Genomic DNA, 21,907 nt, shown 5'->3' with positions numbered 1-21,907 from the left:
GAAGGAGTGTAGGTAATGGAGCGCTATATTGAAATGTCAGATGGCCATTTCCTGTTTACTCGAACATTCAAGCCGTCGAATCCATGTATTGGTCATATTCATATTTTACATGGTATGGCGGAGCATAGTGGACGTTATGTGAAATTTGCTCGTACTCTTAATGAAGCTGGCTATGCAGTGACAATGCATGATCATCGAGGACATGGAGAAACGGCAGCTTATAATGGCACTCTAGGTTTTTTTGCTGAACAAAATGGGTTTGACCGTGTAGTAGAGGATGCACATGAGGTAGTGACATTATTGCATGCACAATTTGCAGATGTACCTTTGATTTTATTTGGTCATAGTATGGGGTCGTTCATTACTAGAAGATATATTCAATTGTATAGCGAGCAAGTGGATAATGCGATTCTTTGTGGAACAGGGAATGTTACAGCATTGCATAAGATGGGGAATTTAGTAGCAAAAGCATTGGCCAAGCAATTTGGTAAAGAGACGGAGAGCAAAATATTAAATAAGCTTAGCTTTGGTAGTTTTAATAAGCAGTTCCCAAGTTCGAAGACTGCGTATGATTGGTTATGTTCGGCAGAGGATGAGGTGCAAAAATATATAGATGATCCATATTGTGGCTTTATCCCAACAAATCAATTTTTTGTGGATTTAACAACTGGTTTTAAGTCGTTAAATCGTAAAAAAGAGATAGCGAAAATAAAGAAAGAGTTACCGATATTATTGATAAGTGGTAGCAAGGATCCAGTTGGAGAACAAGGTCAAGGCGTATACTCTGTGGCAGAACAATTTGCAGCAGCGGGCTTACAGGATGTGACGGTCTACTTATTTGAGGATAAGCGTCATGAAATTTTGAACGAAGATAATCAAGAGGCAGTCTATCAAGTTTTATTACGGTGGTTAGAAAAATATGATACAAGATAAAATACAGCGAGCAGAGGTTGTAGCAATCGTAGGACCTACTGCTTCTGGTAAAACGGCACTAAGCATTGAGTTAGCGAAAAAATATAATGGCGAAATCATTAATGGTGACTCCATGCAGATTTATAAAGATTTAGATATTGGTACAGCGAAAATTACGGAAGAAGAGATGGAAGGTGTGCCACATCATTTAATTAGCTTCAAAGAGCCAACGGAACCTTTCTCAGTAGCTGACTATCAAAAATTAGTGCGTGCTAAAATTGCGGAAATTCAAGCACGCGGCAAGCTACCGATTATTGTAGGGGGCTCAGGCTTATATGTACAGGCAGTGCTCTATGATTTTCAATTTACTGAGGAGCAGGTAGATGAAGTAGCAAGAAAAGCCTATTATGAAGAACTGGAGAAATTAGGTCCAGAGGCTATGCATGCTAAACTTAAAAACCTTGATCCACAAACAGCAGAGACCATTCATCCAAATAATACTCGCCGTGTCATACGTGCGTTAGAAATGATTGAACTTAGTGGCGTTTCAAAGGCAGCAGAAGCACATAATCGTGGAGAAGTTCCACTTTACAATCATGTGATTATAGGGCTTGGGCAAAATATGTCACGTGAAGAGCTCTATGATCGTATTAACCTTCGCGTTGATATAATGATGGAAAAGGGGCTTTTGGAAGAAGTAAAGGGTTTATGGCAGCAAAATATTCGAGATGTACAGTCAATCCAAGCGATCGGCTATAAGGAATTATATGATTACCTAGATGGAAAATGTTCTTTAGAAGAAGCCATTGACAGTTTAAAACAAAATTCTCGCCGCTATGCGAAAAGACAGCTAACATATTTCCGCAATAAAATGGATATTTACTTTCTTAAAAATGAAGAACAACTATAGTTGATTGATCTCGCCTTATCGTAGATTTTGTTTTTATACTTTTGATAAATTTCTAAAAATTACTAATTGATAAATTGGTAGAACGTGCTAATATAGGAATGAAGAGGTAGGAAGAGAGCAAGGGGAGGCATATTTGATGAAATCAATTAACTTGCAAGATACATTCTTGAACCATCTACGTAAAAACAGTGTTTTTGTTACTGTGTTTCTGTTAAACGGATTCCAGTTAAAAGGGACTGTGAAATCCTATGATAATTTTACAGTGTTATTAGTAGATGTTGAAAGTAAACAGCATCTTATTTACAAACACGCTATTTCTACATTTGTTCCAGCAAAGCAAGTCGATTTTTTAGAGACAGAAGAATAGAAACATTAGAGTAAAACAGTTAGTGTTCATGACACTAGCTGTTTTTTTGCCTTCAGGCTATAATGTAAAAGGAAATCGATATATTGGAGGACTACACAGATGAAAACTATGGAGACAACAGAAATATTAGAACTATTAGATGCGAACGAAGATCTATACATTATTGATGTTCGTGAAGATGATGAGGTAGCACATGGTATGATTCCTGGTGCTCAACATATTGCTCTTGGGACAATCCCTGATCGCGTAAATGAATTAGATGCTTCAAAGCCATACATTATCGTTTGCAAAGCTGGCGCTCGTTCAGCAAATGCTTGCTCATACTTAGAAGCTCAAGGGTTTGACGTGACAAACCTTGAAGGCGGCATGCTTGCGTATGATGGAGAGTTAGAATTTAAATAATGACATACTTTAAAGAGAAAGAGCCTATTAATATTTGCTCTTTCTTTTTTCTTGTTCTTATTTTTTAGTGAGTTCATGATGAGGCTAAAAATTTTTTCGAAATTATTGTATGGATTATCCTTTTTTTGCTCATGAATCTTTAGGTTATAACTGGCAAAGTTTAAACTGGTATATCTAATACCTACGTCCGTGATGCTTCATTATTATCTCTTACACCTAATGATCCTTATATCGATAGACCACTCGCCCAAATCCCATTTAAACCAACTTCCTCTACAACTTTTGCGGAAAGACCGTTATAGGTATCCATTAAAAAATTAAGTGTGTCTGAGTATATTTTTTCATTAAAAAATTTTGTTGTTTTTCCGATATCTTCCATCTTGTGACTCGACATTATCATATGACTAAAAGTAAAGATTAGCAGGGCAGGTATATTAGAAACTAATGATGTTGAAATCAAAAAATGGTGTATTGAGAACAATCATAATGCTACTTTTCTAGTGTAGTAAATATAATTATGGGACTCAAAATGAAAAATATGAGATATCGCGTTACCAAGTCTCACTCACCTATGCAAGATAAATCTATTTACATACAATACAGTAACCTCCATAAGTGGAGAGGACTACACTATCAATACAAAAGAAATAAAAATATCTAACTAAATGAGGTGAGTTTATTGAAAAACGGACTTGGAAAATGGGAACAATGCTTACTTTTAAAACAAAATCCTTTAACAACTAACTGCATGCCAGAATCAACACTTTACAGTCTAGAAAACCTAATCTATTTATTAAATAAGTATGAGTATATTTATGTGAAACATAATACCACTGGACAAGGAAGAGCAATGTATAAAGTCTACAAAAGAAAAGATGGACACTATTGTTTTAACGGATTTACCATGCAAGGTGAAGAAATAAGTAAATGTGTAGCAGCAATTGAGGATTTCCACCAAGTTCTACATCCATATGAGAAACACGGTAGATTAAGCGGAATTTATATTATACAAGAGGGGGTCAAAAGTCTAACCCCTGATGGGAATTCAATATCTATTCGTGTTCATGTTCAAAATCTAAAGGGAAAATGGGTAATTGGTGGGATTTACGGAAGGGTGGCAACTGAGGATCATGGGATTGTCAATTCAAATCGGGGTTCTAAAGCAATATCGATTGAGGAATTATTATCAAGTTATTTGATGATGGATAATACAAAGAAAGATCAAACAATAGATTCTCTAAAAGAGGATTCAATTTTAGCAGCTGAAGTAATAGCATCCCACTTTCCTTGTAGAGAATATGGCATTGATTTTGGAATAAATCTTGAAGGAAAACCTATATTATTTGAAGTAAATACAACGCCAAGCATACGTAGTTTTGCCAAAGTTGATAGGGCGATCTGGAAGAATATTGTTGAGATTAGGAAAATGCAAAATGAAGGCTAAGTTTGAAATGTAGTTATTTTTCATGTTAGTCATCAGCATATTTTTATTCAATAGACATACATCAAAAAATTACTTTCCCTACTATATTTATAGGAAAGAAGAAACTTAATTGCATCCGTTACTTGTGAACGATTAGGAATTTACCTAGAAAAAATGGATTATGGTTGAGTAGGCGCGTTATGAATCAATTTTCTATTGGAGAAGATTCAGCATGGGCTCAATTTGCCAGCCCTCAGGAACCTGAATTCGCGTACGTTAGATTTATTTGGTTATTCGAAGTGTTAAAAGATTCCTTTGCTGGCATTCACTCCAAAAGAGTGAATGCCAGCAAAGGAATCCTTGGAACAATTTTTCATTTAATCAAATATATTGACACAAAAAACACTTTATCGTAAATTTAAAATAATTGCATAAAAGCATTAGGTGCCCATTGCGGGAGAATAGGGAATAAAGTGAAAAGCTTTAGCGGTCCCACCACTGTAAAAGAGAGTTTCATAGAGAATGCCACTAGCATAGTCTGGGAAGGTTCTATGAAATGTTGAAATTGAGCCAGGAGACCTGCCTAACTGCTTCGTATTATATAGACGATGGAAAAGTCTGTAGTTTATTTGTTATGAAATAAACTACAGGCTTTTTATTTTTTTCTCTAAATCATATCTTCGAGTAATGGGGCAAAAAAGAAAGGGGAAATTTTCATGCAATTATTACAACAGACGATACAAAACATTCAAAGTACTGACCACAAAATGATGGAGAAGGCAAGAGAACGCATAGATGCACTTTGCAAGCCTCCTGGAAGTTTGGGAAGACTAGAAACCCTTGCTGTGCAACTATCTGGGATTACAAGAGAACTATTTCCTGCGATTGATCATAAAGCGATTATTGTATGTGCCGCAGATCATGGTGTTTGTGATGAAGGGGTGACATCTAATCCACAAAATGTGACGGTCTTTCAAACATTAAATTTTCCTAGAGGTGGAACTGGTGTCTGTGCTATCGCAAGAATCACAGATGCTAAAATTGTCACAGTAGACGTTGGCGTAAAAGAAGATATTCCGCATGATGCTGGTGTTATCCTAAAAAAAATTAAATATGGAACGGACAATATGGCAAAAGGTCCTGCCATGTCAAGGGAAGAAGCCATTCAATCTATTGAAGTAGGAATTGAAGTAGCTACGGAAGAAATAGCAAAAGGGGCGAATGTACTCGGGACAGGTGAAATGGGGATTGGAAATACAACACCGAGTGCTGCAATATTATCGGTTCTTCGTGCGTGTCATCCGATTGAAGTGACAGGGGTCGGTGCAGGTGTTGGGCCAGGTGGAATCGACCATAAAATAGAAGTTATTCATAATGCTATTACATTAAACAAACCAAATCGTGATGATGCTATTGACATTCTTGCAAAAGTTGGTGGTTTAGAAATAGGTGCTATGGCTGGAGTTGTACTCGCTGCAGCTGCAAATCGCAAGCCTGTTGTGATTGATGGCTTCATTTCTACTATTGCTGCACTTATTGCATACGAACTCGAACCAAAAGTAAAAGACTATATCATTCCTTCTCATGCTTCCGAAGAACCAGGTGCTAAAATTGCTGCTGAAATGCTCGGAGTTGAACCGATGTTGCAGATGAATATGCGATTGGGCGAAGGCTCTGGTGCAGCTTTAGCGTTTCCTATTTTGGACGCAGCATGTTCCATGATGAAAAACATGACAACATTAGAGGAAGCTATGCTGCTGTTAGAAAAGTAATTAAATATTATGAGATTCTAAAAACAAGTTCTTATGAAAGTAGTTAGTCAGCAAGTACAAAGTTTACTTAGGCTAACATACTATTTCTATTAGGATATATTGTTTCTAGGCGCTGCTACACATAAACAAAAGTTATAGTTAAAGGATTTAAAATCTGCTATTGATAAAAAATAAGAGGCTGGGACAAAAAGAAAAAATGTTAGACCGATTGCAATTGGTCTAACATTTTTTTGATTTAGGAAGGAACACTCTACTCATTGAAGCGGAAAAGTTATTATCTGTTTTCGTTATTTTTCAAAATAATCGAGTTCTGTCCCAGCCTCTTGTTGTTATACGGTGATGTAAGGAAACTTGCTATGCCCGTTGCAACTTCCGCAACGGTAAACGCCATTTCTTCATATATGAAAGAACTCTTAGTGCTGTAATTACACCAAACAATATATATAAATAGATATCCCCTGAAAATAATTCAAGCCCGATGATAAGTCCAGCTAGTGCTGCCCACACACCATAGACTTCATCACGGAGAATTAATGGTTGTCGTCTAGCTAATAAATCTCGAACAATCCCACCACCTGACCCTGTTAAGACCGCAGCCACAATAACTGCACTAATGGGCATGTCGAGCTTCACGGCATAGAGAGCACCCTGAATTGCAAATGCCGATAAACCGATAGCATCAGTGAAATTGCCCCAGCGATGCCAATGTTGAATGAGTCGATGTGGAAATAAGAAAAAAATTGTAATGGCTGCAATGGCAATTTGGAACATCATATCCTGTCCCCACAGTGTTGTTACAGGCAAACCTATGAGCAAATTTCGTATAGCTCCTCCGCCAAAAGCGGTTACAATCCCGAGTATATATACACCGAATAAATCGTATTCTTCCTCCATTGCAATGATTGCCCCAGAAATAGCGAAGGCAATTGTTCCAATAATACTAAAAACCTCCCAAGCCAACCCTTTCACTCCCTATATGAATAAATCTTTTTGATTAGTTGTAAACCCTTTTTGTAGCGTAGAAGTGTTTGCTAAGAAAAGTATCAACTTATGCTTTGGAATTATCAGATATTAAATATCCTATTATAGTAGGACATAATAGATGAAGTCCGCAATTTAGATTAGCGCAAAATGCAATTAGAAACAATAGCAAGTTTTGCAGGCAAGCTCACAAATTGTTAAGATAAGATTTGAACAAATGTGAAATGGAGAAGGATATAATGACTTTTACAACTAATTTAATGGAAGAAACACTAGCGTTAGCTACTAAAATAGAAGAAAAGGTGCGCCCGTTTCATGCAAAGGTAGAAGACATGGCGTTCTTCAATCAACAAAAAGTGCTTGCTGCGTTCCGAAAGCATCAAGTAAGCGATTATCATCTGCATCCGTCTAATGGTTATGGCTATGATGATGAGGGGCGTGACAATCTAGAACGTGTTTATGCAGAGGTCTTTGGAGCGGAGGCCGCCATTGTACGTCCGCAAATTATTTCTGGAACACATGCAATCACACTTAGCTTATTCGGAGTGCTACGTCCTGGTGATGAATTACTTTATATTTCGGGTCAGCCGTATGATACATTGCAATCAATAGTCGATGGAGGAGACAAGGATACTGGCTCGTTAAAAGATTATAAAATCGGTTATAGCCATGTAGATTTAATCGATAACAAAACGATTGATTGGGAAGGTGTTGCCGCTGCTATTACGCCAAATACAAAAATGATTGCTATTCAGCGTTCGAAGGGTTATGCAACACGACCATCCTTTACCGTTTCACAAATTGCAGAAATGTGTGCGAAAATTCGTGAATTAGCACCAAATGCCGTTATTTTCGTTGATAATTGCTACGGTGAATTTGTGGAGGCACAGGAACCAACGGAGGTTGGGGCTGATTTAATGGCAGGCTCGCTCATTAAAAATCCAGGTGGAGGATTGGCGAAAATTGGTGGCTATATTGCTGGTCGTGCAGATTTAGTAGAAAAATGTGCTTATCGTATGACATCACCAGGTATTGGAGCTGAAGCTGGTGCAACGTTAAATACACTCGGTGATTTCTATCAAGGCTTTTTCTTAGCACCACATGTTGTTTCGCAAGCATTAAAAGGTGCGATTTTTACAGCTGCGATGCTGGAAGAAATCGGCATGGATACATCGCCAAGCTATGCTGCTGATCGTACGGATTTGATTCAATCTGTTTCATTCCAAACAGCGGAACAGATGATAGCCTTTTGTCGAGAAATTCAAGCGAACTCGCCGATTAATGCGCATTATGCACCAGAGCCAGCCTATATGCCTGGTTATGAGGATGATGTCATAATGGCGGCAGGAACATTTATTCAAGGTTCCAGTATTGAGCTTACAGCAGACGGTCCTATTCGCCCGCCATTTACAGCATTTATTCAAGGTGGGTTAACATACGAACACGTGAAATTTGCTATTTGTAGTGCAGTACAAAAAATTCAAAAATAAGAAATGAAAAAACTATTCAATACTTTCGTTTTGAATAGTTTTTTACAATTTTTCATCAATTCGAAAAAAATATTTTAATTCATGTCAGGAAACCTTACATGACTAGTTGACAGTGTAAAATTTTCGTTATATGATTAGCGGGTATTGGAGGGACTTAAATGAGTCGTGAAATTAGACGAACTATGCCGTTATTATCCATGAATATTGTGATGCAATTGACCGAGCTTTCGGCACGTCAAATTCGTTATTATGAAGAACACCATTTAATTGAGCCGCACCGAACAGAAGGCAACCGTCGAATGTTTTCATTAAATGACGTCGACATACTGCTTGAAATTAAAGATTACTTAGAACAGGGTATGAATATGGCGAAGATTAAAAAACTATTCGCTAAAAAGAATGACGCTGTTGCAACAGAAGAACCAAATTTAAGTGATTCAGAATTACGTCGCATTATGCGTGAAGAAATGCGTCAAGCACAGCGCATGCAAAAATCTTCCATCAGACAAGGGGATTTATCTCGATTCTATTAATTAATGTAAACGTACGCTTCTGGTGAACAGTTTAGATTATTTTAATAGGGTAGGGTAATAATAAAAGCTAGACAATTTATAGGAGTGTGGAAAACTGTGGGTAAATACACAAAAGAGGACATTAAACGCCTTATCGAGGAAAAAAACGTAAACTTTATTCGATTACAATTTACGGATATTCTTGGCACAATTAAAAACGTTGAGATTCCTGTAAGCCAATTAGACAAAGCGCTAGAAAATAAAATGATGTTTGATGGCTCATCCATTGAAGGTTTTGTTCGTATCGAAGAATCGGACATGTATTTACATCCTGATTTAGATTCTTTCGTAGTGTTCCCTTGGACTTCTGAAAAAGGGAAAGTAGCACGTTTCATCTGTGATGTATACACTGCTAAAGGCGAGCCGTTTGCTGGTGACCCACGTAACAACTTAAAACGTATCCTTAAAAAAATGGAAGAGTTGGGCTTCTCAAGCTTCAATTTAGGGCCTGAGCCAGAATTCTTCTTATTCAAATTAGATGCAAAAGGTGAACCAACATTAGAAGTAAACGACCATGGTGGTTACTTCGACTTAGCACCTACAGATCTTGGCGAAAACTGCCGTCGTGATATCGTATTAGAGCTAGAAGAAATGGGCTTTGAAATCGAAGCATCTCACCATGAGGTAGCTCCTGGACAACATGAAATCGACTTTAAATATGCAGATGCAATCACAGCTTGTGATAACATCCAAACGTTCAAATTAGTTGTAAAAACAATTGCACGTAAACATGGCTTACATGCTACATTCATGCCGAAACCATTATTCGGTGAAGCTGGCTCTGGTATGCACTTCAATGTTTCATTATTTAAAGGTAAAGAGAATTCATTCTACGATGAATCGACTGAACTAGGTCTTTCTGAAACAGCAATGCAATTCATGGCGGGTGTCCTTACTCACGTTCAAGGTTTCACAGCTGTAACAAACCCAACAGTTAACTCTTATAAACGTCTTGTACCTGGTTACGAAGCACCATGTTATGTAGCATGGTCAGCTCAAAACCGTTCACCACTTATCCGTATTCCATCAGCACGTGGTCTTTCAACTCGTGTAGAAGTACGTTCTGTGGATCCATCTGCAAATCCATATTTAGCAATGGCTGTTATTTTAGAAGCTGGTCTTGAAGGTATTCGTCAACAATTAACACCACCAGCTGCGATTAATCGTAACATCTATGTAATGACTGAAGAAGAGCGTAAAGCGAACGGTATTGAAAACTTACCACCAGCACTTGACGATGCTTTAGCATTACTAGCTAAAGATAAAGTAGCGCAAGGAGCTTTAGGGGAGCATATTTATGCAAACTTTAAAGAAGCAAAAGAAATCGAGTTCGATATGTACCGTACAACAGTACATCAATGGGAACGCGATCAATATTTAAAAATGTACTAATATATTAACCGAGTACCTAGTCAAGGTACTCGGTTTTTCTTTTGGAATTAATAATTTGATAGTAAATACTATAACAAGAACTGATAGGCGCTAGACATTTTCAATCAAAATAAAGAAGCGATGAGGCGTATTATAACCTCATCGCATATTCCATTTAATAGCCCATATATTTTTGATGGTGATGATGATGGTGGTGTGGCATGCGATGATGATGGTGCATATGGCAAGGATCAGGTCGCATATCGCAAAGTGTATGATTTTCGCAACATTCATTCACTACACATTCTGTGAAAGGGAAGTAATATTGATGATCAATCATATGTTTGTTAACTGTTGTAATATGTGCTGGTTGTACATGTGGCACGACCGTATGGATGTAATTGGTACGGATATATTCTTCTGGTGGTAAAAAATGTGGTGGATCAAATTGAGTTGGGCATGCTTGTGGTGGACAACAATGTGGACCTTTTGCATGGTGATGCATACGTTTAAACATGTTATAACCTCCTGTTTTGATAAGTTGTGGTTCATACTTAAGATATGAGATGAAAGACAATGTGGTCTATTTGTATGCCTATTAAGAGCTGGTTAAATCTCTTAGGCAATCAAAATAGGTATGATTATTGAAAAATTTCATCAAATGTTAATAATGTAAACTACTATCGAAAACCGAAGTGATGAAATGCATGTCGAAATTTAAAGTATTTATGACCTTTTCAATAATTTTTTTATGATAGGTATGCTTTATTATAGTTTGAAAGTGCCAGTATGTAAGGAAGATCCGTCCTTTGAACAAGGTTGGATACATTAAATGTTACATATATAATTTAGACAACATTTTAGCTATTGTAAAATTGAGCTTTGTTGAAAGGTAATGATACAAAGAAGAAGTGCTGGATGATATCAGATGAGAATTATAACAATAACTAATATTTTACATTGAATAAAAATTCATTTTGTTGTAGAATTAACCGGATGTGTTGTTGGGTTTACGATATTTTTGTAGCTCATAAATGTAAATTATGAATAATGTTGGGATTGTTAAAATTTTGCATTGCAGATGTTAATTATAAAAAAGTAGTGTTTAGGCGTTCCTTTATTACTTTTTAGAGGAATGCTTTTTTTATTTTATCCCTCATTAACCGCTCGTAAATGCCCAATTGGCGAATAATAATCAGGGAGGATAAAGAAATTTCCACTGATTAAAGTTTCGCTTTATACAGATATACTTCTTGGCGGTTGAACAGTATATAACTAACAAGCCTGATGTATACAACTTTGATAAAACTAGAGAAATGAGGCTTTTAATTATGAAAAAATATCCTACTTCTTCATACTTTTACTTCATAATCCCCTCTCTTATTGGTGTCCTATTATTCATGACACCAGTCTTAACAGATGAGGGATGGAAAGTTCCGATTGCTATTTTAGCAAATATATTAGCGGGTGTTGTTGCGCCTGTTATTAGTTATTTTACTATCATTATGTTTGCGATTTCGGCAATTGGTTCACTTATTGCCAAATTCATTCCTCGCGATAATACAAAGAAGCCTAGTATTTTAGATACATTATTTTATGTCAATTGGTTTTGGACAATAATACGAATTATCGGTTTAATATTTGCTTCAATGGTTGTGTTTGATTTTGGACCATCAGCGATTAATAATGAAAATACTGGTGGGTTATTAATGAACCCTGATGGTGGTTTGGTAACGTTTTTATTTACGATTTTCTTATTTGCGGGTCTACTATTACCATTTTTAACAAACTTCGGCTTACTTGAATTTTTCGGAACAATGATGGTGAAAATTATGCGTCCTCTCTTTAAAAGTCCTGGTCGTTCATCAGTTGACGCACTTACATCGTGGGTTGGTGATGGAACAATTGGTGTTCTGATGACGAGTAAGCAATATGAAATGGGGAACTACACGAAAAAAGAGGCTGCCATTATTGCAACAAGCTTCTCTGTAGTATCCATCACGTTCTGTATCGTCGTATTGGATACAGTGCACTTGTCACGCTATTTTATTCCATATTATATAACTGTTGTACTTTGCGGTCTTGTGTTAGCGATAATTATGCCGCGAATTTATCCACTTGCTAACAAGGAAGATACTTATATTGATGGTACTCCAGTAGATTTATCACGTGAGGAATTACCGAAAGGTTATAATTCGATGTCACATGGATTAGAAAATGCTTTAGCAGTCGCACATGCAAATCGTGATCCTCTTCAATTTATTAAAGATGGGTCTAGAAATGTCTTGGATTTATGGATTGGTGTAGCGCCCGTTGTTATGGCATTTGGTACCATTGCTTTAATGCTTGCTGAATTCACTAGTATTTTTACCGTTTTAGGGAAGCCGTTTGAACCTATTTTAACAGTGCTTGGTTTACCTGAAGCAGCTGAGGCGGCACAAACAATGGTTGTCGGCTTTGCTGATATGTTCTTACCTTCGATTTTAGGAGAAGGAATCGAAGCTGAAACTACACGATTTGTCATTGCTGTCGTTTCTGTTACACAGCTTATCTATATGTCAGAAGTCGGTGGACTAATTTTAGGTACGAAAATTCCGCTGAAGTTTTTTGATTTAGTTGTTATTTTCTTATTACGTACGATTATTTCACTACCAATCGCAGCATTAGTTGCACATTTACTTTTCTAATCTAAAAAGCAATTGTTCGCATTTAATGAGTGCGAATAATTGCTTTTTCTTTATTTAAATCCGTGTAACAGAGAGAATACTTCGCGTCAGAGCAGAATACCCGCGTACTAGAGGTGATTCTTTGCATATAGACTTCCTGTGCAAAAAAATATCTTTTTCACCACGCTTTAAAACAAGTTGGATCTAGTCATGATAAAAAAAGAATAAATAACTGTGAACATAATAAAACTTGCCGCATAAATTCATTGAGTTGGGAAAAACTACACCTAAAGTGATACTGAGGTGATAAAATGGACAGAATTTTTTCTCTCTGCTTAAGTTCCTTTTATTTGTTATTTTCTCAACCAAATAATGCCTATCTAAATGATTCGTTCAGTCCTTATGAAGAAATTTATCCTGAAATAGGCTATAAAACGGTTGAAGCAGCTGCCTCCGATTTTGAGCGGCACTTTCATCAAGAACTAAAGCTACCACTTCGAGTACCTCCTATTAGTTTTACACATCATTTTGGTCGATTTAATAATCTGGATGGTGAGAGGAATGATTTTTATGAAGTTACATTTATTAATAATCGACTTCCAGAGCATCATTATAAAATAACTGTTCGACCTAATCATTTTAAGTTACCGTCTAAAAAGGAATATATAGTAAAGACAGTCGAATTGAAAAACGGAACGACTTCAATCTATATGGAAATATCAGGTTTCAATGTACTCGCTTTTGAAAGAGGAGATTGGCAATATATGCTGTGGATTGATAAAAGGGTTTCAGAAAAGGTGACACCTGAAGTGTTAGTCGATATCGCCAATTCCATTGACTATACAACTCAAGGATGAGTGTGGTTAATTCTCCAGAAATTAATACAAAAATGCCAAGACCTTTAATTTGGACTTGGCATCATTTTTTTGAATAGCCTCTAGAATTATGCTGGATTGACAGAAGCATTTCGGATCGCCATTGTTATGATAGAGTAGATGAATGCACTAAAAATTAATAAACTACTTAATAGAGTAAAGGTAGATAAATTTGATAGTAGGTTAAACAAAGAAGAATACCACTTGAAAATGATTGTAAGAATTGGAATTAAGCAGAGTAACCCTATAAAACTGTAACCGCCAAGAATTCCTAAGCGATAAAAGACAACATTCAATAAAAGACCAGATGTAAGGAAGAAGAGCAGTAAAACAGTATCCAATGCCATCGTTTGTAAAAATGATGGGGAATTATCAATTAGTAAAATAGGGTGGATAATGAATAGGTTAGAACCGTAAGGAATTATTTTTTGTGTACAAGCAATAATGAAGGCACCTATTAAGCTCCATGAGATGAAAGAGAGTCCTACATTGAACATATATTGTAAGCGACTTAAACCAAGTTTTAAAAAATAGGGCAAAGTTTTATTTAGTAGCTTTGCCGCCATTATACTGTAAAAGATATAAACAGGTATAGAAACAGAGATGGCAATGAAAATCTTTTGCCCAAAGAAATTATCTAAGAATAGCGAAAATAGAACGATTGAAAATAAAATGCACCAAAAAGTTATAATCTGTTTTTTATAGCTTTGAAATAATACATAAAAGCTACCCTTTACTGTATTCATTTAATTGTCCTCGCTTTCTGCTGTTTACTTAAATACACCAACATATCCTGTAATGAAACACGCCCAAGAACAATGTTCTGTCCTTCGATGGATTGCCCATTAGCGTAGACAATTGCAGTTAACTCCTGCATAAACATATGCTTGTATATACTCTCTAACCCGTTTATTGCCTGCTCAACATCAGAAGCACTCCCTTTTACTGCAACAATATGCTCGTGCCATTCCTCCGCTGTTTTCTGAAGAAGTAATTGTCCTTCGTGTAAAATAAGTATTTCCTCAAAAAGCTCACTTGCCTCATCAATTAAATGTGTAGACAAAATAAAAAGTCTTGGATTGTCTGTTTGTTGTTCAATCAATAAATCATAAAATGTATTGCGAGCAGCAACATCAAGTCCGATGTAAGGCTCATCAAAAATAGTAATCGCTGCATTACTCGCAAAGCCTGTGATAATGCCTAACGCAGATACCATACCTTTTGATAAACTACGAACTTTATCTTTTGGATTTAGGGCAAAAACTTCTAAAAGCTCCATTGCTAGATTCTCATCCCATTTCGGATAAAAAAAGCTATTAGCCTTTAACGTTTGTGCAATTGTCATTTCTTCTTGAAAGTTTCCACTCTCTGCAACAAAACAAATGTCACATAAAGTTGCAGGTGCATTGAAAACATTTTCTCCATTGACAGAGATATTCCCGTTAGTTGGCGCAATAAGTCCTGATAATAAATTTAAGAATGTAGTTTTGCCAGCGCCATTATGACCTAAAAACCCAATGATTTTAGGTCCTTCAATTGTAAAAGTGACATTTCTCAAAGCTTCTCTATGTCTATATGACTTACTAACATTTTTCGCTTCAATTTTCATACGTTAACTCCCTTGTAACATATTTTGTAATTCTTCGACTGAAATACCTAATCTAATTGCTTCTTTCTTTAATGGCTCTATATGTTGCTTAAAGAAATTTTCCTTACGCTCTGTAATTAATATCTCGCGAGCATCAGAACTAACAAACATGCCAACACCGCGTTTTTTATAAATTACGCCTTTATCCACTAATTCGTTCACGCCCTTTCCAGCAGTTGCAGGATTAATTTGATATTCCTTTGCAAATTCATTTGTGGATGGAATTCGATCTTCGGGTTGTAGGTGGCCATCTAAAATTCCATCCTCTATTCGTTCGCGTATTTGCTGGAAAATGGGCTTTTCGTTGTTTAAAGAATGAATCACAATCCACCTCCTTGATTGGTTAATTACTTATGTAACTAACCATATAACGTCAGGGTATTTTTGTCAATGCACAAGATGTGAAAAAAATTTAGTTGACGGATTGCATTCATTAAGTTAAGATAACTAGCGAATATAAAAGAGGTTCATAGCGCATACCCTCTATAAAAAACTATGGATGACGTCATTTACGCCATGTCCCAAAAATGCGGATATGGCGATTTTTTTTTATTAGGTTTCACGCATAATGGACTTCTCACAACTTGAGGAGGCATTTTTATGGCAGGAAGAACAGATGATCAAGGATTACAGGATTTAACACTACTTGGTAACCAAAACACAAAGTATTTATTTGAGTACTCACCGGAAGTACTTGAGGCAGTCGACAATTTGCATACGGAAAACGATTTTTTTGTAAAATTTAATTGTCCAGAATTTACAAGTCTTTGTCCAATGACAGGGCAGCCTGACTTTGCAACAATGTATATTTCTTTTATTCCAGATAAAAAGCTAGTAGAGAGCAAGTCACTGAAGCTTTATTTATTTAGCTTCCGTAATCACGGAGACTTTCATGAGGACTGTGTCAATATCATCATGAATGATCTAGTTAAGCTGATCGAGCCACGTTATATTGAGGTATGGGGCAAGTTTACGCCGCGCGGTGGCTTGTCTATTGATCCTTGGTGCAACTATGGTCGCCCAGGCACAAAATATGAAAAAATGGCGGAACATCGTTTGATGAACCACGATTTGTATCCTGAAAAGGTGGATAATCGTTGATGCTGTATTATTTAAATGGGTTGTTTGTTGGCTTTTTAATTTTGGCAAATGTTTTAGCTGTTAAAGTGTTTAGTATAGGCGAATGGATGATACTTCCTGCAGCAGCAATACTTATTATTTTCACGTATCCTCTTATTGATGTAATTTGCGAGGTGTACGGTAGGGAAGCGGGCAGTCGCACGGTAAGAACGGGGCTTATGGCACAAGTGTTTGCGGCATGCTTTATTGCTATTGCCATTGAGCTACCACCGGCACAAGCCTTTGCTCATCAAAAGGAATTTGAGATAATTCTTGGTGGCAGTATGCGTGTCATTATTGCAAGCCTTGTAGCGTATACGGTTAGTGTAAATTTGGATGTCATGATATTTAGTAAATTTAAGGAAAAGCATGGCAACGGTAAGCTTTGGCTTCGAAACAATGCGTCTACGATGGTAAGTCAGCTCATCGATACGGCACTATTTATTACGATAGCCTTTTATGGTGTAATGCCATTTAAAGTATTATTGACATTGTTTATAACACAGTATCTTTTTAAATTTTTAGCGTCGATTGTAGCAACGCCACTTGTTTACGGGCTAGTTTATGTTGCACGGAAATTTGACAAGCGTAAAAGCATAGAGCCATCTCATTACTGAGATGGCTTTTTTATGTGTGCCTTGCCAATTAGATAAGCGCTATAAGGTAAAAATGAAATGATTTTGATAATCAACATACAGACAATTATGCTCGATAGAAATAGCGCGATGACTTGAAGAGAGGTAGAAGGTATTTGTGCTGTATACGGGACTAAAAATTCTTGAACAAGCCAATGAATCAAAAATATACCAAATGAATATTGACTTACTAAATTAATGATTTTTAGCTTCGGCGCAATTTGACCAAATGCTAAAATGCATAAAGTTATTGAAATAATAAGCAACATCATATCTAATCGTCTAGATGTGATTTCAGTGGCTCCCAAATAATAGTTGATCGCCAGTATAGATGTTGAAAGAACAACGAAAACTAGCGTAAGAAATTTATACTTACTAATATATAAGGCAACCCATCGATAATGCGTACCGATTAAATAAGCAATTGCAAAAAAAGGAAGCCAACCAACAAACAGTAACCGAACAACATTGTCGTTCACTAAAGAGAAATCAACATTCAGCTTTGCGAGCGTCATATATAAAATACCAAGTGCCAACATAATTGGTGTTAGCCATATGCTTGATAGCTGATATTTTTTTATGATAAAGAACAGAATGTATAATTGAAAGATTGTCATGACAAACCATCCCGAGAAATCTCCTAAGACAATATGGCGATACAGTGCATTCCAAAAGCTTTCATCATAATGAAGCGTTGCATATACTGCATACAAAATACTAGCTGCAACAAATGGAATATAAACAAATTGAAAACGTCGCCATAAAAAGTTAGGAGGTAGTTCGACTGGATAGCGCTTTGCTAAAATAATAATAGATAATAGAATAAATGTTGGCGTCGCAAAACATAATATTAATCTAAAAAATTGATAGTACGGATTTTCGATGTATCCGTTAATAATTTCTGTATTAGTTGTAGCATGTAATAATACAATAGATAAGCAGGCAATTGCCCTTAAAACATTCCACTCATACACCATTTCGATCACCCACTATATGCAAATTTGAAGGCATCAGCGCTAAGCAAGATGCATCCTAACTATTTATATGAACGTAGCATCTATGATAAAACATCAGGTGTGTAGATTAGGAAAATATATATTGACCGATAAAGGGTTGTTTTTTGTTGATATTTTACTAATGTATGACAATTTTTAACTGATTGTAGCACGCAGTGAAATTAGTGTTCTCGAATATATTTGAATGGATAAAAATGTTTAATCAACATACCTGATAAAACATATAAAAATGGAACCTTCAGCAAAATTTTAAGAAAGAAATCAATCAGTATAACTGCAAAGGGCGTTGTGTGGAAGCTGGTCAAGGTCATTATAAGTTCCACGTAGTAACCACAGAATAAATATGGTAAATGCATGGATTACTTATTTGAAGTGGAGAGTGGAATTTGTAGAATATTGTTTCAATTTCTTGTCTCTCGAATTATTATTAAGCATGGGGAGATGAAGTGATTCTCGTCTGAATATATAGAATTATAGCGGAGGGTTCAAATGACACCAGAACAAATTGTGAAGAAATTTTTTGAAGAAGTACGTTCAGGGAATAATCCAGATTACGCAACTGAGTTAATGGCAGACCAAGTATTGGCACACCAAGTTATTTCTGAAGAGGAGTTAACGGTTTTAAGAACTCCCCAAGATTATGCTGACCATGTAAAAGAAATGGTAGAAGCATATGGCGATTTTTCATTAGAAATCCAAGAGTTCATGGTACAAGAAAATAAAGTATATGTACGATGGAAACAAGTTGGTACACATGTTGGAGAAGTTGATGGATATCAGCCAACAAGTCTTCCTGTTATTGAAATAGCAAGCGCGGTTTATAGAATTGAAGATGAAAAGATAGCAGAATATTGGATTCAAATTGATCGGGCTGGTATTGAAAAACAACTCAACCGTAATAAAATTAATTAACATCCTTCGGGGTGTTTTTTTTTTGCCCTAAAAAGTGAGTATCAAGCAGAATTCCCTCCTAATTGTGAAGACAGCGGGATGAAGGAAAATTTCTGTAAATTCATGTTGGATGCTCCATTTTTGCATATGTGTCATGTAACCACGGAGCATATAATGTGGTTGAGAAGGGGGGAGGTGAGCGTTTATGAGAATTAACTGGAGAATCCGTCTTCTGCATAAACCATTTTTACTGTCGCTATTTTCATTGATATTATTACTCGGACAGCAAGTAGCAGCTATTTTTGGCTATGATTTAACGAGTGCAATGAGTGCGCAGCTAACGTATATTATTAATACTGTTTTATCGATTCTTGTTTTAATGGGAGTTGTCGTAGATCCAACTACAAGGGGAACCAGTGATAGTGAACGTGCTTTAATGTATCGTAGACCTAGATAAAAAGTAAAAATGAAACAAAAGTGTAATTTTACAATAATGGTAAATATGTTATAATGTTGAAAAACGATTAAGTGGGGTGGATGATTGAATGTCGCTTGAAATGGAGCAGAGGATTGCCAAACTCGAGCAAGAAATGATGGATTTACGGAAAGAGTTAGAGGACGTAAAGTGTCAACAATCAGTTGCAAAAACAAGTACACTGAGTGCCGAAAAATCCATGATTGAGCAATCTACGCTAAAGCCTGCGCCAAACCTAAAGCCAAAACCGAATCCAAAGCTAAATTCGGAGCCAAATCCAAAGCAAATGTCAGCACCAGAAAAAAAGGTGCAGCCACAGCGAACGTTAGAGGAACGTATTATGTGGGCACTACCAAAAGTATTTATGGTTATTTTAGTGATGGGAGTGCTTTGGGGTCTGAAGCTCGTAAGTGATTATGGCTATTTATCGAACGAAGTTAAAATCATCCTTGCCTATGTATTATCGCTTGCCTTAGCCGTAATAGCCTATGTTTTAGAGCGCAAAAAAGTAGGATCATCAGCTGTCACGATTTCGTTATATGGCGGAGCATTTATTGTTGGGATATTAACGACAGCGTCGGGCGCGATATTATATGAAATAATAGGTTTAACACTTGCGCTTGTGATAGCGATGGTTTATATCGGCTATGGTATTGCTATTAGTTTCTTAAAGAAAAATGAGGTGCTAACAGTATTTGTAGCATTTACCTCACTATTACTACCTTATTTACTAGAATATATGGATTTTAGTCCTGTTATTATATTAATCTATGTGATTGTCCTGTTTACGATGTTGCAATTTGTCATTCATCAACACAAGCAGAAGTGTGCACTCTATATCGCAACCTTTTTCTCTGTGCTAGCGATCAGTATAGAAACATTTATGAATAATGACAATCAAGTTGTTTTTGCAATAGGTTTGCTTGTTGTGCTAGTTATTTTTAACACTAGTTGGTGTCGTTTATATAATGTAGCGTCTATATGGAAATATATTCATGTTGGTATGCAATTTAGCCTTGGTTTATTTAGTTTATTGCTCATGAATTTTATTATTACACCAATTGAATATGGAGAAGCACTGTTACTCGTAATAGTCAGTTTATTTGCAATTTTAGCGGGTTATGGCTATAAGCAAAAATGGCAGGAGGCATTTGATAGTGCCATAACACTCGCATTTATTACACTATTTAATACGCTACTAGTTATGAATTTACCAGGGAAAGTGGATCACATATTGATCCCGTTCATCGTCTTTGCAGGTGTTATGATGAGTTTACGTTTACGAGCAAGTATCATGAAGGTTGTCGGCTCATTCTTATTTATGATTGTACTTGCCATAAACTTTAGTATTCATGAGCCGGCACCATTTTTCAGCATAAATCATGCGAGTTTGGTGATGCCTGGAATTTATCTCCTGATTATTTATCTATATGCGAGACGTCCAAAAGAGATATTGACTGTATTTGAACAGTTCATGAAGGATATGTATGTGATTGATATTTTAGCTGTAATAACAACTAGTTATTTCTTAGCTTATATCGGAAAGATTGATGCAACGTATTTTGCGGATGTTAGTAATATTCCGCATCTGATGTGTATGATAACCGCTTTATTATTTGTCGGATCGCTTCTAGTACCAATAAAATATAAAGGGCGTGCATTAACACCTGCTCTTAGTGTATTTTTCCTTCTCTTTACACTAATGCTTGTAGCTATACCATACAATATGCAAGGTGTAGCGTGGTTAAATATAGTGACAAGAATCGTGTATATTGCGGTTATCGTAGTAATTATTGTCGATTTACTAAAGAAGGGGCGTATTTATCAAATCTATCAAGTGCAACTAGAGAAACTTTTGGACCCAATTGTAAGTGCAGGCGTTGTGCTTACGATGATAGCTGTTAAGGGGCTAATATTCCAGCTTGCATATAATGGGATACTTGATTGGAAGCTAAGTATTGTGTTCTCAACAATTACATTATTCCTTACAGCAAGCGTTGCGCTATGGCTTAGCTCAGGTCGTCATTTACGAGCATTACGCCTAACTGGTTTTATCATCTTAATTGTTGCTTTTGTAAAACTTATATTCTTCGATTTGTCGGCCCTCGATTTACTAATTAGAGCAATACTGTTTATGACGGTTGGTGGAATTGGGTTGCTACTGTCGGGGCGATTGTTGAAAAAATAATAGAGATCGTTTGAAAAAGCCTGTTAGAAGTATTTTCTAATAGGCTATTTTCATTATGATTGTGATTAAATCTTCAAATCTTAAATTGCTAGAAATATATTTTTTAAAAATTCTAAAAATATGACGTAAAGCGTGTGATGAAATCTGATATAATTAACTTTAGCATACTAGGAGAACAGGAAAAACAGGTAACG

24 protein-coding genes and 1 riboswitch are annotated in these 21,907 nt (G+C 36.2%); of the genes, 17 read left to right on the top strand and 7 right to left on the bottom strand.

Annotated features, from left to right (window positions below; all coding sequences use genetic code 11):
* The first annotated feature begins 15 nt into the window (after window positions 1–15).
* The 4 genes from ACB089_RS18635 (at window position 16) to ACB089_RS18620 (ending at window position 2,591) form a co-directional block, all read left to right on the top strand.
* Window positions 16–933: an alpha/beta fold hydrolase gene (locus ACB089_RS18635; RefSeq protein WP_374963391.1), complete on the top strand. Its 918-nt coding sequence runs from the start codon at window positions 16–18 to the stop codon at window positions 931–933.
* On the top strand, window positions 920–1,822 hold the full coding sequence (gene miaA / locus ACB089_RS18630; RefSeq protein WP_374963390.1) for a tRNA (adenosine(37)-N6)-dimethylallyltransferase MiaA: 903 nt from the start codon (window positions 920–922) through the stop codon (window positions 1,820–1,822). Before ACB089_RS18635 ends, miaA begins: the two co-directional genes overlap by 14 nt.
* A 136-nt stretch (window positions 1,823–1,958) precedes the next feature.
* On the top strand, window positions 1,959–2,189 hold the full coding sequence (gene hfq, locus ACB089_RS18625) for an RNA chaperone Hfq (RefSeq protein WP_374963389.1): 231 nt from the start codon (window positions 1,959–1,961) through the stop codon (window positions 2,187–2,189).
* Between the two features lie 99 nt (window positions 2,190–2,288).
* Window positions 2,289–2,591, top strand: a complete 303-nt coding sequence (locus tag ACB089_RS18620; RefSeq protein WP_374963387.1) for a rhodanese-like domain-containing protein — start codon at window positions 2,289–2,291, stop codon at window positions 2,589–2,591.
* Window positions 2,592–2,817: 226 nt separating this feature from the next.
* Here ACB089_RS18620 and ACB089_RS18615 read toward each other — a convergent pair whose 3' ends face one another.
* Window positions 2,818–2,970 (bottom strand): hypothetical protein, encoded by a 153-nt coding sequence (locus tag ACB089_RS18615; protein WP_374963385.1) that lies wholly within the window; start codon window positions 2,968–2,970, stop codon window positions 2,818–2,820.
* A 300-nt stretch (window positions 2,971–3,270) separates the two neighbouring features.
* On the opposite strand from ACB089_RS18615, the gene ACB089_RS18610 reads away from it, so the two are divergent.
* From ACB089_RS18610 to cobT, 3 genes are all read left to right on the top strand, one after another.
* Complete coding sequence (locus ACB089_RS18610; RefSeq protein WP_374963384.1) at window positions 3,271–4,035, top strand: YheC/YheD family protein; 765 nt, start codon at window positions 3,271–3,273, stop codon at window positions 4,033–4,035.
* A gap of 179 nt (window positions 4,036–4,214) precedes the next feature.
* The gene (locus ACB089_RS18605; protein ID WP_374963382.1) at window positions 4,215–4,430 is read left to right on the top strand and encodes a hypothetical protein; all 216 of its coding nucleotides are present in this window, start codon (window positions 4,215–4,217) and stop codon (window positions 4,428–4,430) included.
* A gap of 9 nt (window positions 4,431–4,439) precedes the next feature.
* Window positions 4,440–4,616, top strand: a riboswitch (cobalamin riboswitch).
* Window positions 4,617–4,730: 114 nt separating this feature from the next.
* On the top strand, window positions 4,731–5,786 hold the full coding sequence (gene cobT, locus ACB089_RS18600; RefSeq protein ID WP_374963380.1) for a nicotinate-nucleotide--dimethylbenzimidazole phosphoribosyltransferase: 1,056 nt from the start codon (window positions 4,731–4,733) through the stop codon (window positions 5,784–5,786).
* A 354-nt stretch (window positions 5,787–6,140) separates the two neighbouring features.
* On the opposite strand, the gene ACB089_RS18595 is transcribed toward cobT, so the two are convergent.
* On the bottom strand, window positions 6,141–6,746 hold the full coding sequence (locus ACB089_RS18595; protein WP_374963378.1) for a trimeric intracellular cation channel family protein: 606 nt from the start codon (window positions 6,744–6,746) through the stop codon (window positions 6,141–6,143).
* Window positions 6,747–7,006: 260 nt separating this feature from the next.
* Here ACB089_RS18595 and ACB089_RS18590 point away from each other — a divergent pair, with 260 nt between their 5' ends.
* The 3 genes from ACB089_RS18590 (at window position 7,007) to glnA (ending at window position 10,221) form a co-directional block, all read left to right on the top strand.
* The gene (locus ACB089_RS18590; protein ID WP_374963376.1) at window positions 7,007–8,257 is read left to right on the top strand and encodes an aminotransferase class I/II-fold pyridoxal phosphate-dependent enzyme; all 1,251 of its coding nucleotides are present in this window, start codon (window positions 7,007–7,009) and stop codon (window positions 8,255–8,257) included.
* A 158-nt stretch (window positions 8,258–8,415) separates the two neighbouring features.
* Entirely contained in the window at window positions 8,416–8,790 is a 375-nt protein-coding gene (locus ACB089_RS18585) for a MerR family transcriptional regulator (RefSeq protein WP_068983053.1), read from the top strand.
* 96 nt (window positions 8,791–8,886) lie between these two features.
* A complete protein-coding gene (glnA, locus tag ACB089_RS18580) occupies window positions 8,887–10,221 on the top strand; it encodes a type I glutamate--ammonia ligase (protein ID WP_374963374.1) in 1,335 nt (444 codons plus the stop codon).
* A gap of 154 nt (window positions 10,222–10,375) precedes the next feature.
* Here the strand turns inward: glnA and ACB089_RS18575 are convergent, their stop codons facing one another.
* Entirely contained in the window at window positions 10,376–10,717 is a 342-nt protein-coding gene (locus ACB089_RS18575; RefSeq protein WP_368635358.1) for a CotD family spore coat protein, read from the bottom strand.
* Window positions 10,718–11,531: 814 nt separating this feature from the next.
* Between ACB089_RS18575 and ACB089_RS18570 the strand changes: the two genes are divergently transcribed.
* Both ACB089_RS18570 and ACB089_RS18565 read left to right on the top strand, forming a co-directional pair.
* Window positions 11,532–12,887, top strand: coding sequence for a YjiH family protein (locus tag ACB089_RS18570; RefSeq protein WP_374963373.1), 1,356 nt, complete (start codon window positions 11,532–11,534; stop codon window positions 12,885–12,887).
* Between the two features lie 290 nt (window positions 12,888–13,177).
* Complete coding sequence (locus tag ACB089_RS18565) at window positions 13,178–13,723, top strand: hypothetical protein (protein ID WP_374963372.1); 546 nt, start codon at window positions 13,178–13,180, stop codon at window positions 13,721–13,723.
* Between the two features lie 86 nt (window positions 13,724–13,809).
* On the opposite strand, the gene ACB089_RS18560 is transcribed toward ACB089_RS18565, so the two are convergent.
* The 3 genes from ACB089_RS18560 to ACB089_RS18550 are packed head-to-tail and all read right to left on the bottom strand — an operon-like array spanning window position 13,810 to window position 15,713.
* Complete coding sequence (locus ACB089_RS18560) at window positions 13,810–14,487, bottom strand: hypothetical protein (RefSeq protein ID WP_374963370.1); 678 nt, start codon at window positions 14,485–14,487, stop codon at window positions 13,810–13,812.
* Entirely contained in the window at window positions 14,484–15,350 is an 867-nt protein-coding gene (locus ACB089_RS18555) for an ABC transporter ATP-binding protein (RefSeq protein ID WP_374963368.1), read from the bottom strand. The genes ACB089_RS18560 and ACB089_RS18555 overlap by 4 nt, the downstream gene beginning before the upstream one ends.
* Window positions 15,351–15,353: 3 nt before the next feature.
* Complete coding sequence (locus ACB089_RS18550; protein WP_374963366.1) at window positions 15,354–15,713, bottom strand: GntR family transcriptional regulator; 360 nt, start codon at window positions 15,711–15,713, stop codon at window positions 15,354–15,356.
* Window positions 15,714–15,989: 276 nt separating this feature from the next.
* On the opposite strand from ACB089_RS18550, the gene queF reads away from it, so the two are divergent.
* Window positions 15,990–16,490 carry a preQ(1) synthase gene (queF, locus tag ACB089_RS18545; RefSeq protein WP_374963364.1) on the top strand — a complete coding sequence of 167 codons (501 nt, stop codon included), beginning with the start codon at window positions 15,990–15,992 and terminating at the stop codon, window positions 16,488–16,490.
* Window positions 16,490–17,125 carry a queuosine precursor transporter gene (locus tag ACB089_RS18540; RefSeq protein ID WP_374967593.1) on the top strand — a complete coding sequence of 212 codons (636 nt, stop codon included), beginning with the start codon at window positions 16,490–16,492 and terminating at the stop codon, window positions 17,123–17,125. Before queF ends, ACB089_RS18540 begins: the two co-directional genes overlap by 1 nt.
* Here ACB089_RS18540 and ACB089_RS18535 read toward each other — a convergent pair.
* Window positions 17,119–18,120, bottom strand: coding sequence for an acyltransferase family protein (locus tag ACB089_RS18535; protein WP_374963362.1), 1,002 nt, complete (start codon window positions 18,118–18,120; stop codon window positions 17,119–17,121). The genes ACB089_RS18540 and ACB089_RS18535 overlap by 7 nt on opposite strands.
* 528 nt (window positions 18,121–18,648) lie before the next feature.
* Between ACB089_RS18535 and ACB089_RS18530 the strand changes: the two genes are divergently transcribed.
* From ACB089_RS18530 to ACB089_RS18520, 3 genes are all read left to right on the top strand, one after another.
* Window positions 18,649–19,071, top strand: a complete 423-nt coding sequence (locus ACB089_RS18530) for an ester cyclase (protein WP_374963361.1) — start codon at window positions 18,649–18,651, stop codon at window positions 19,069–19,071.
* A 184-nt stretch (window positions 19,072–19,255) separates the two neighbouring features.
* Complete coding sequence (locus ACB089_RS18525) at window positions 19,256–19,507, top strand: phage holin (protein WP_374963359.1); 252 nt, start codon at window positions 19,256–19,258, stop codon at window positions 19,505–19,507.
* 88 nt (window positions 19,508–19,595) lie between these two features.
* Window positions 19,596–21,713 (top strand): DUF2339 domain-containing protein, encoded by a 2,118-nt coding sequence (locus ACB089_RS18520; protein ID WP_374963357.1) that lies wholly within the window; start codon window positions 19,596–19,598, stop codon window positions 21,711–21,713.
* Window positions 21,714–21,907: the final 194 nt, after the last annotated feature.

The organism is Lysinibacillus sp. RS10, from assembly GCF_041956855.1.
Classification (GTDB): Bacteria; Bacillota; Bacilli; order Bacillales_A; family Planococcaceae; genus Lysinibacillus; species Lysinibacillus xylanilyticus_A.
Note: the sequence above shows the minus strand (reverse complement) of the source record. Positions and strands in the feature narration are given on the sequence as shown.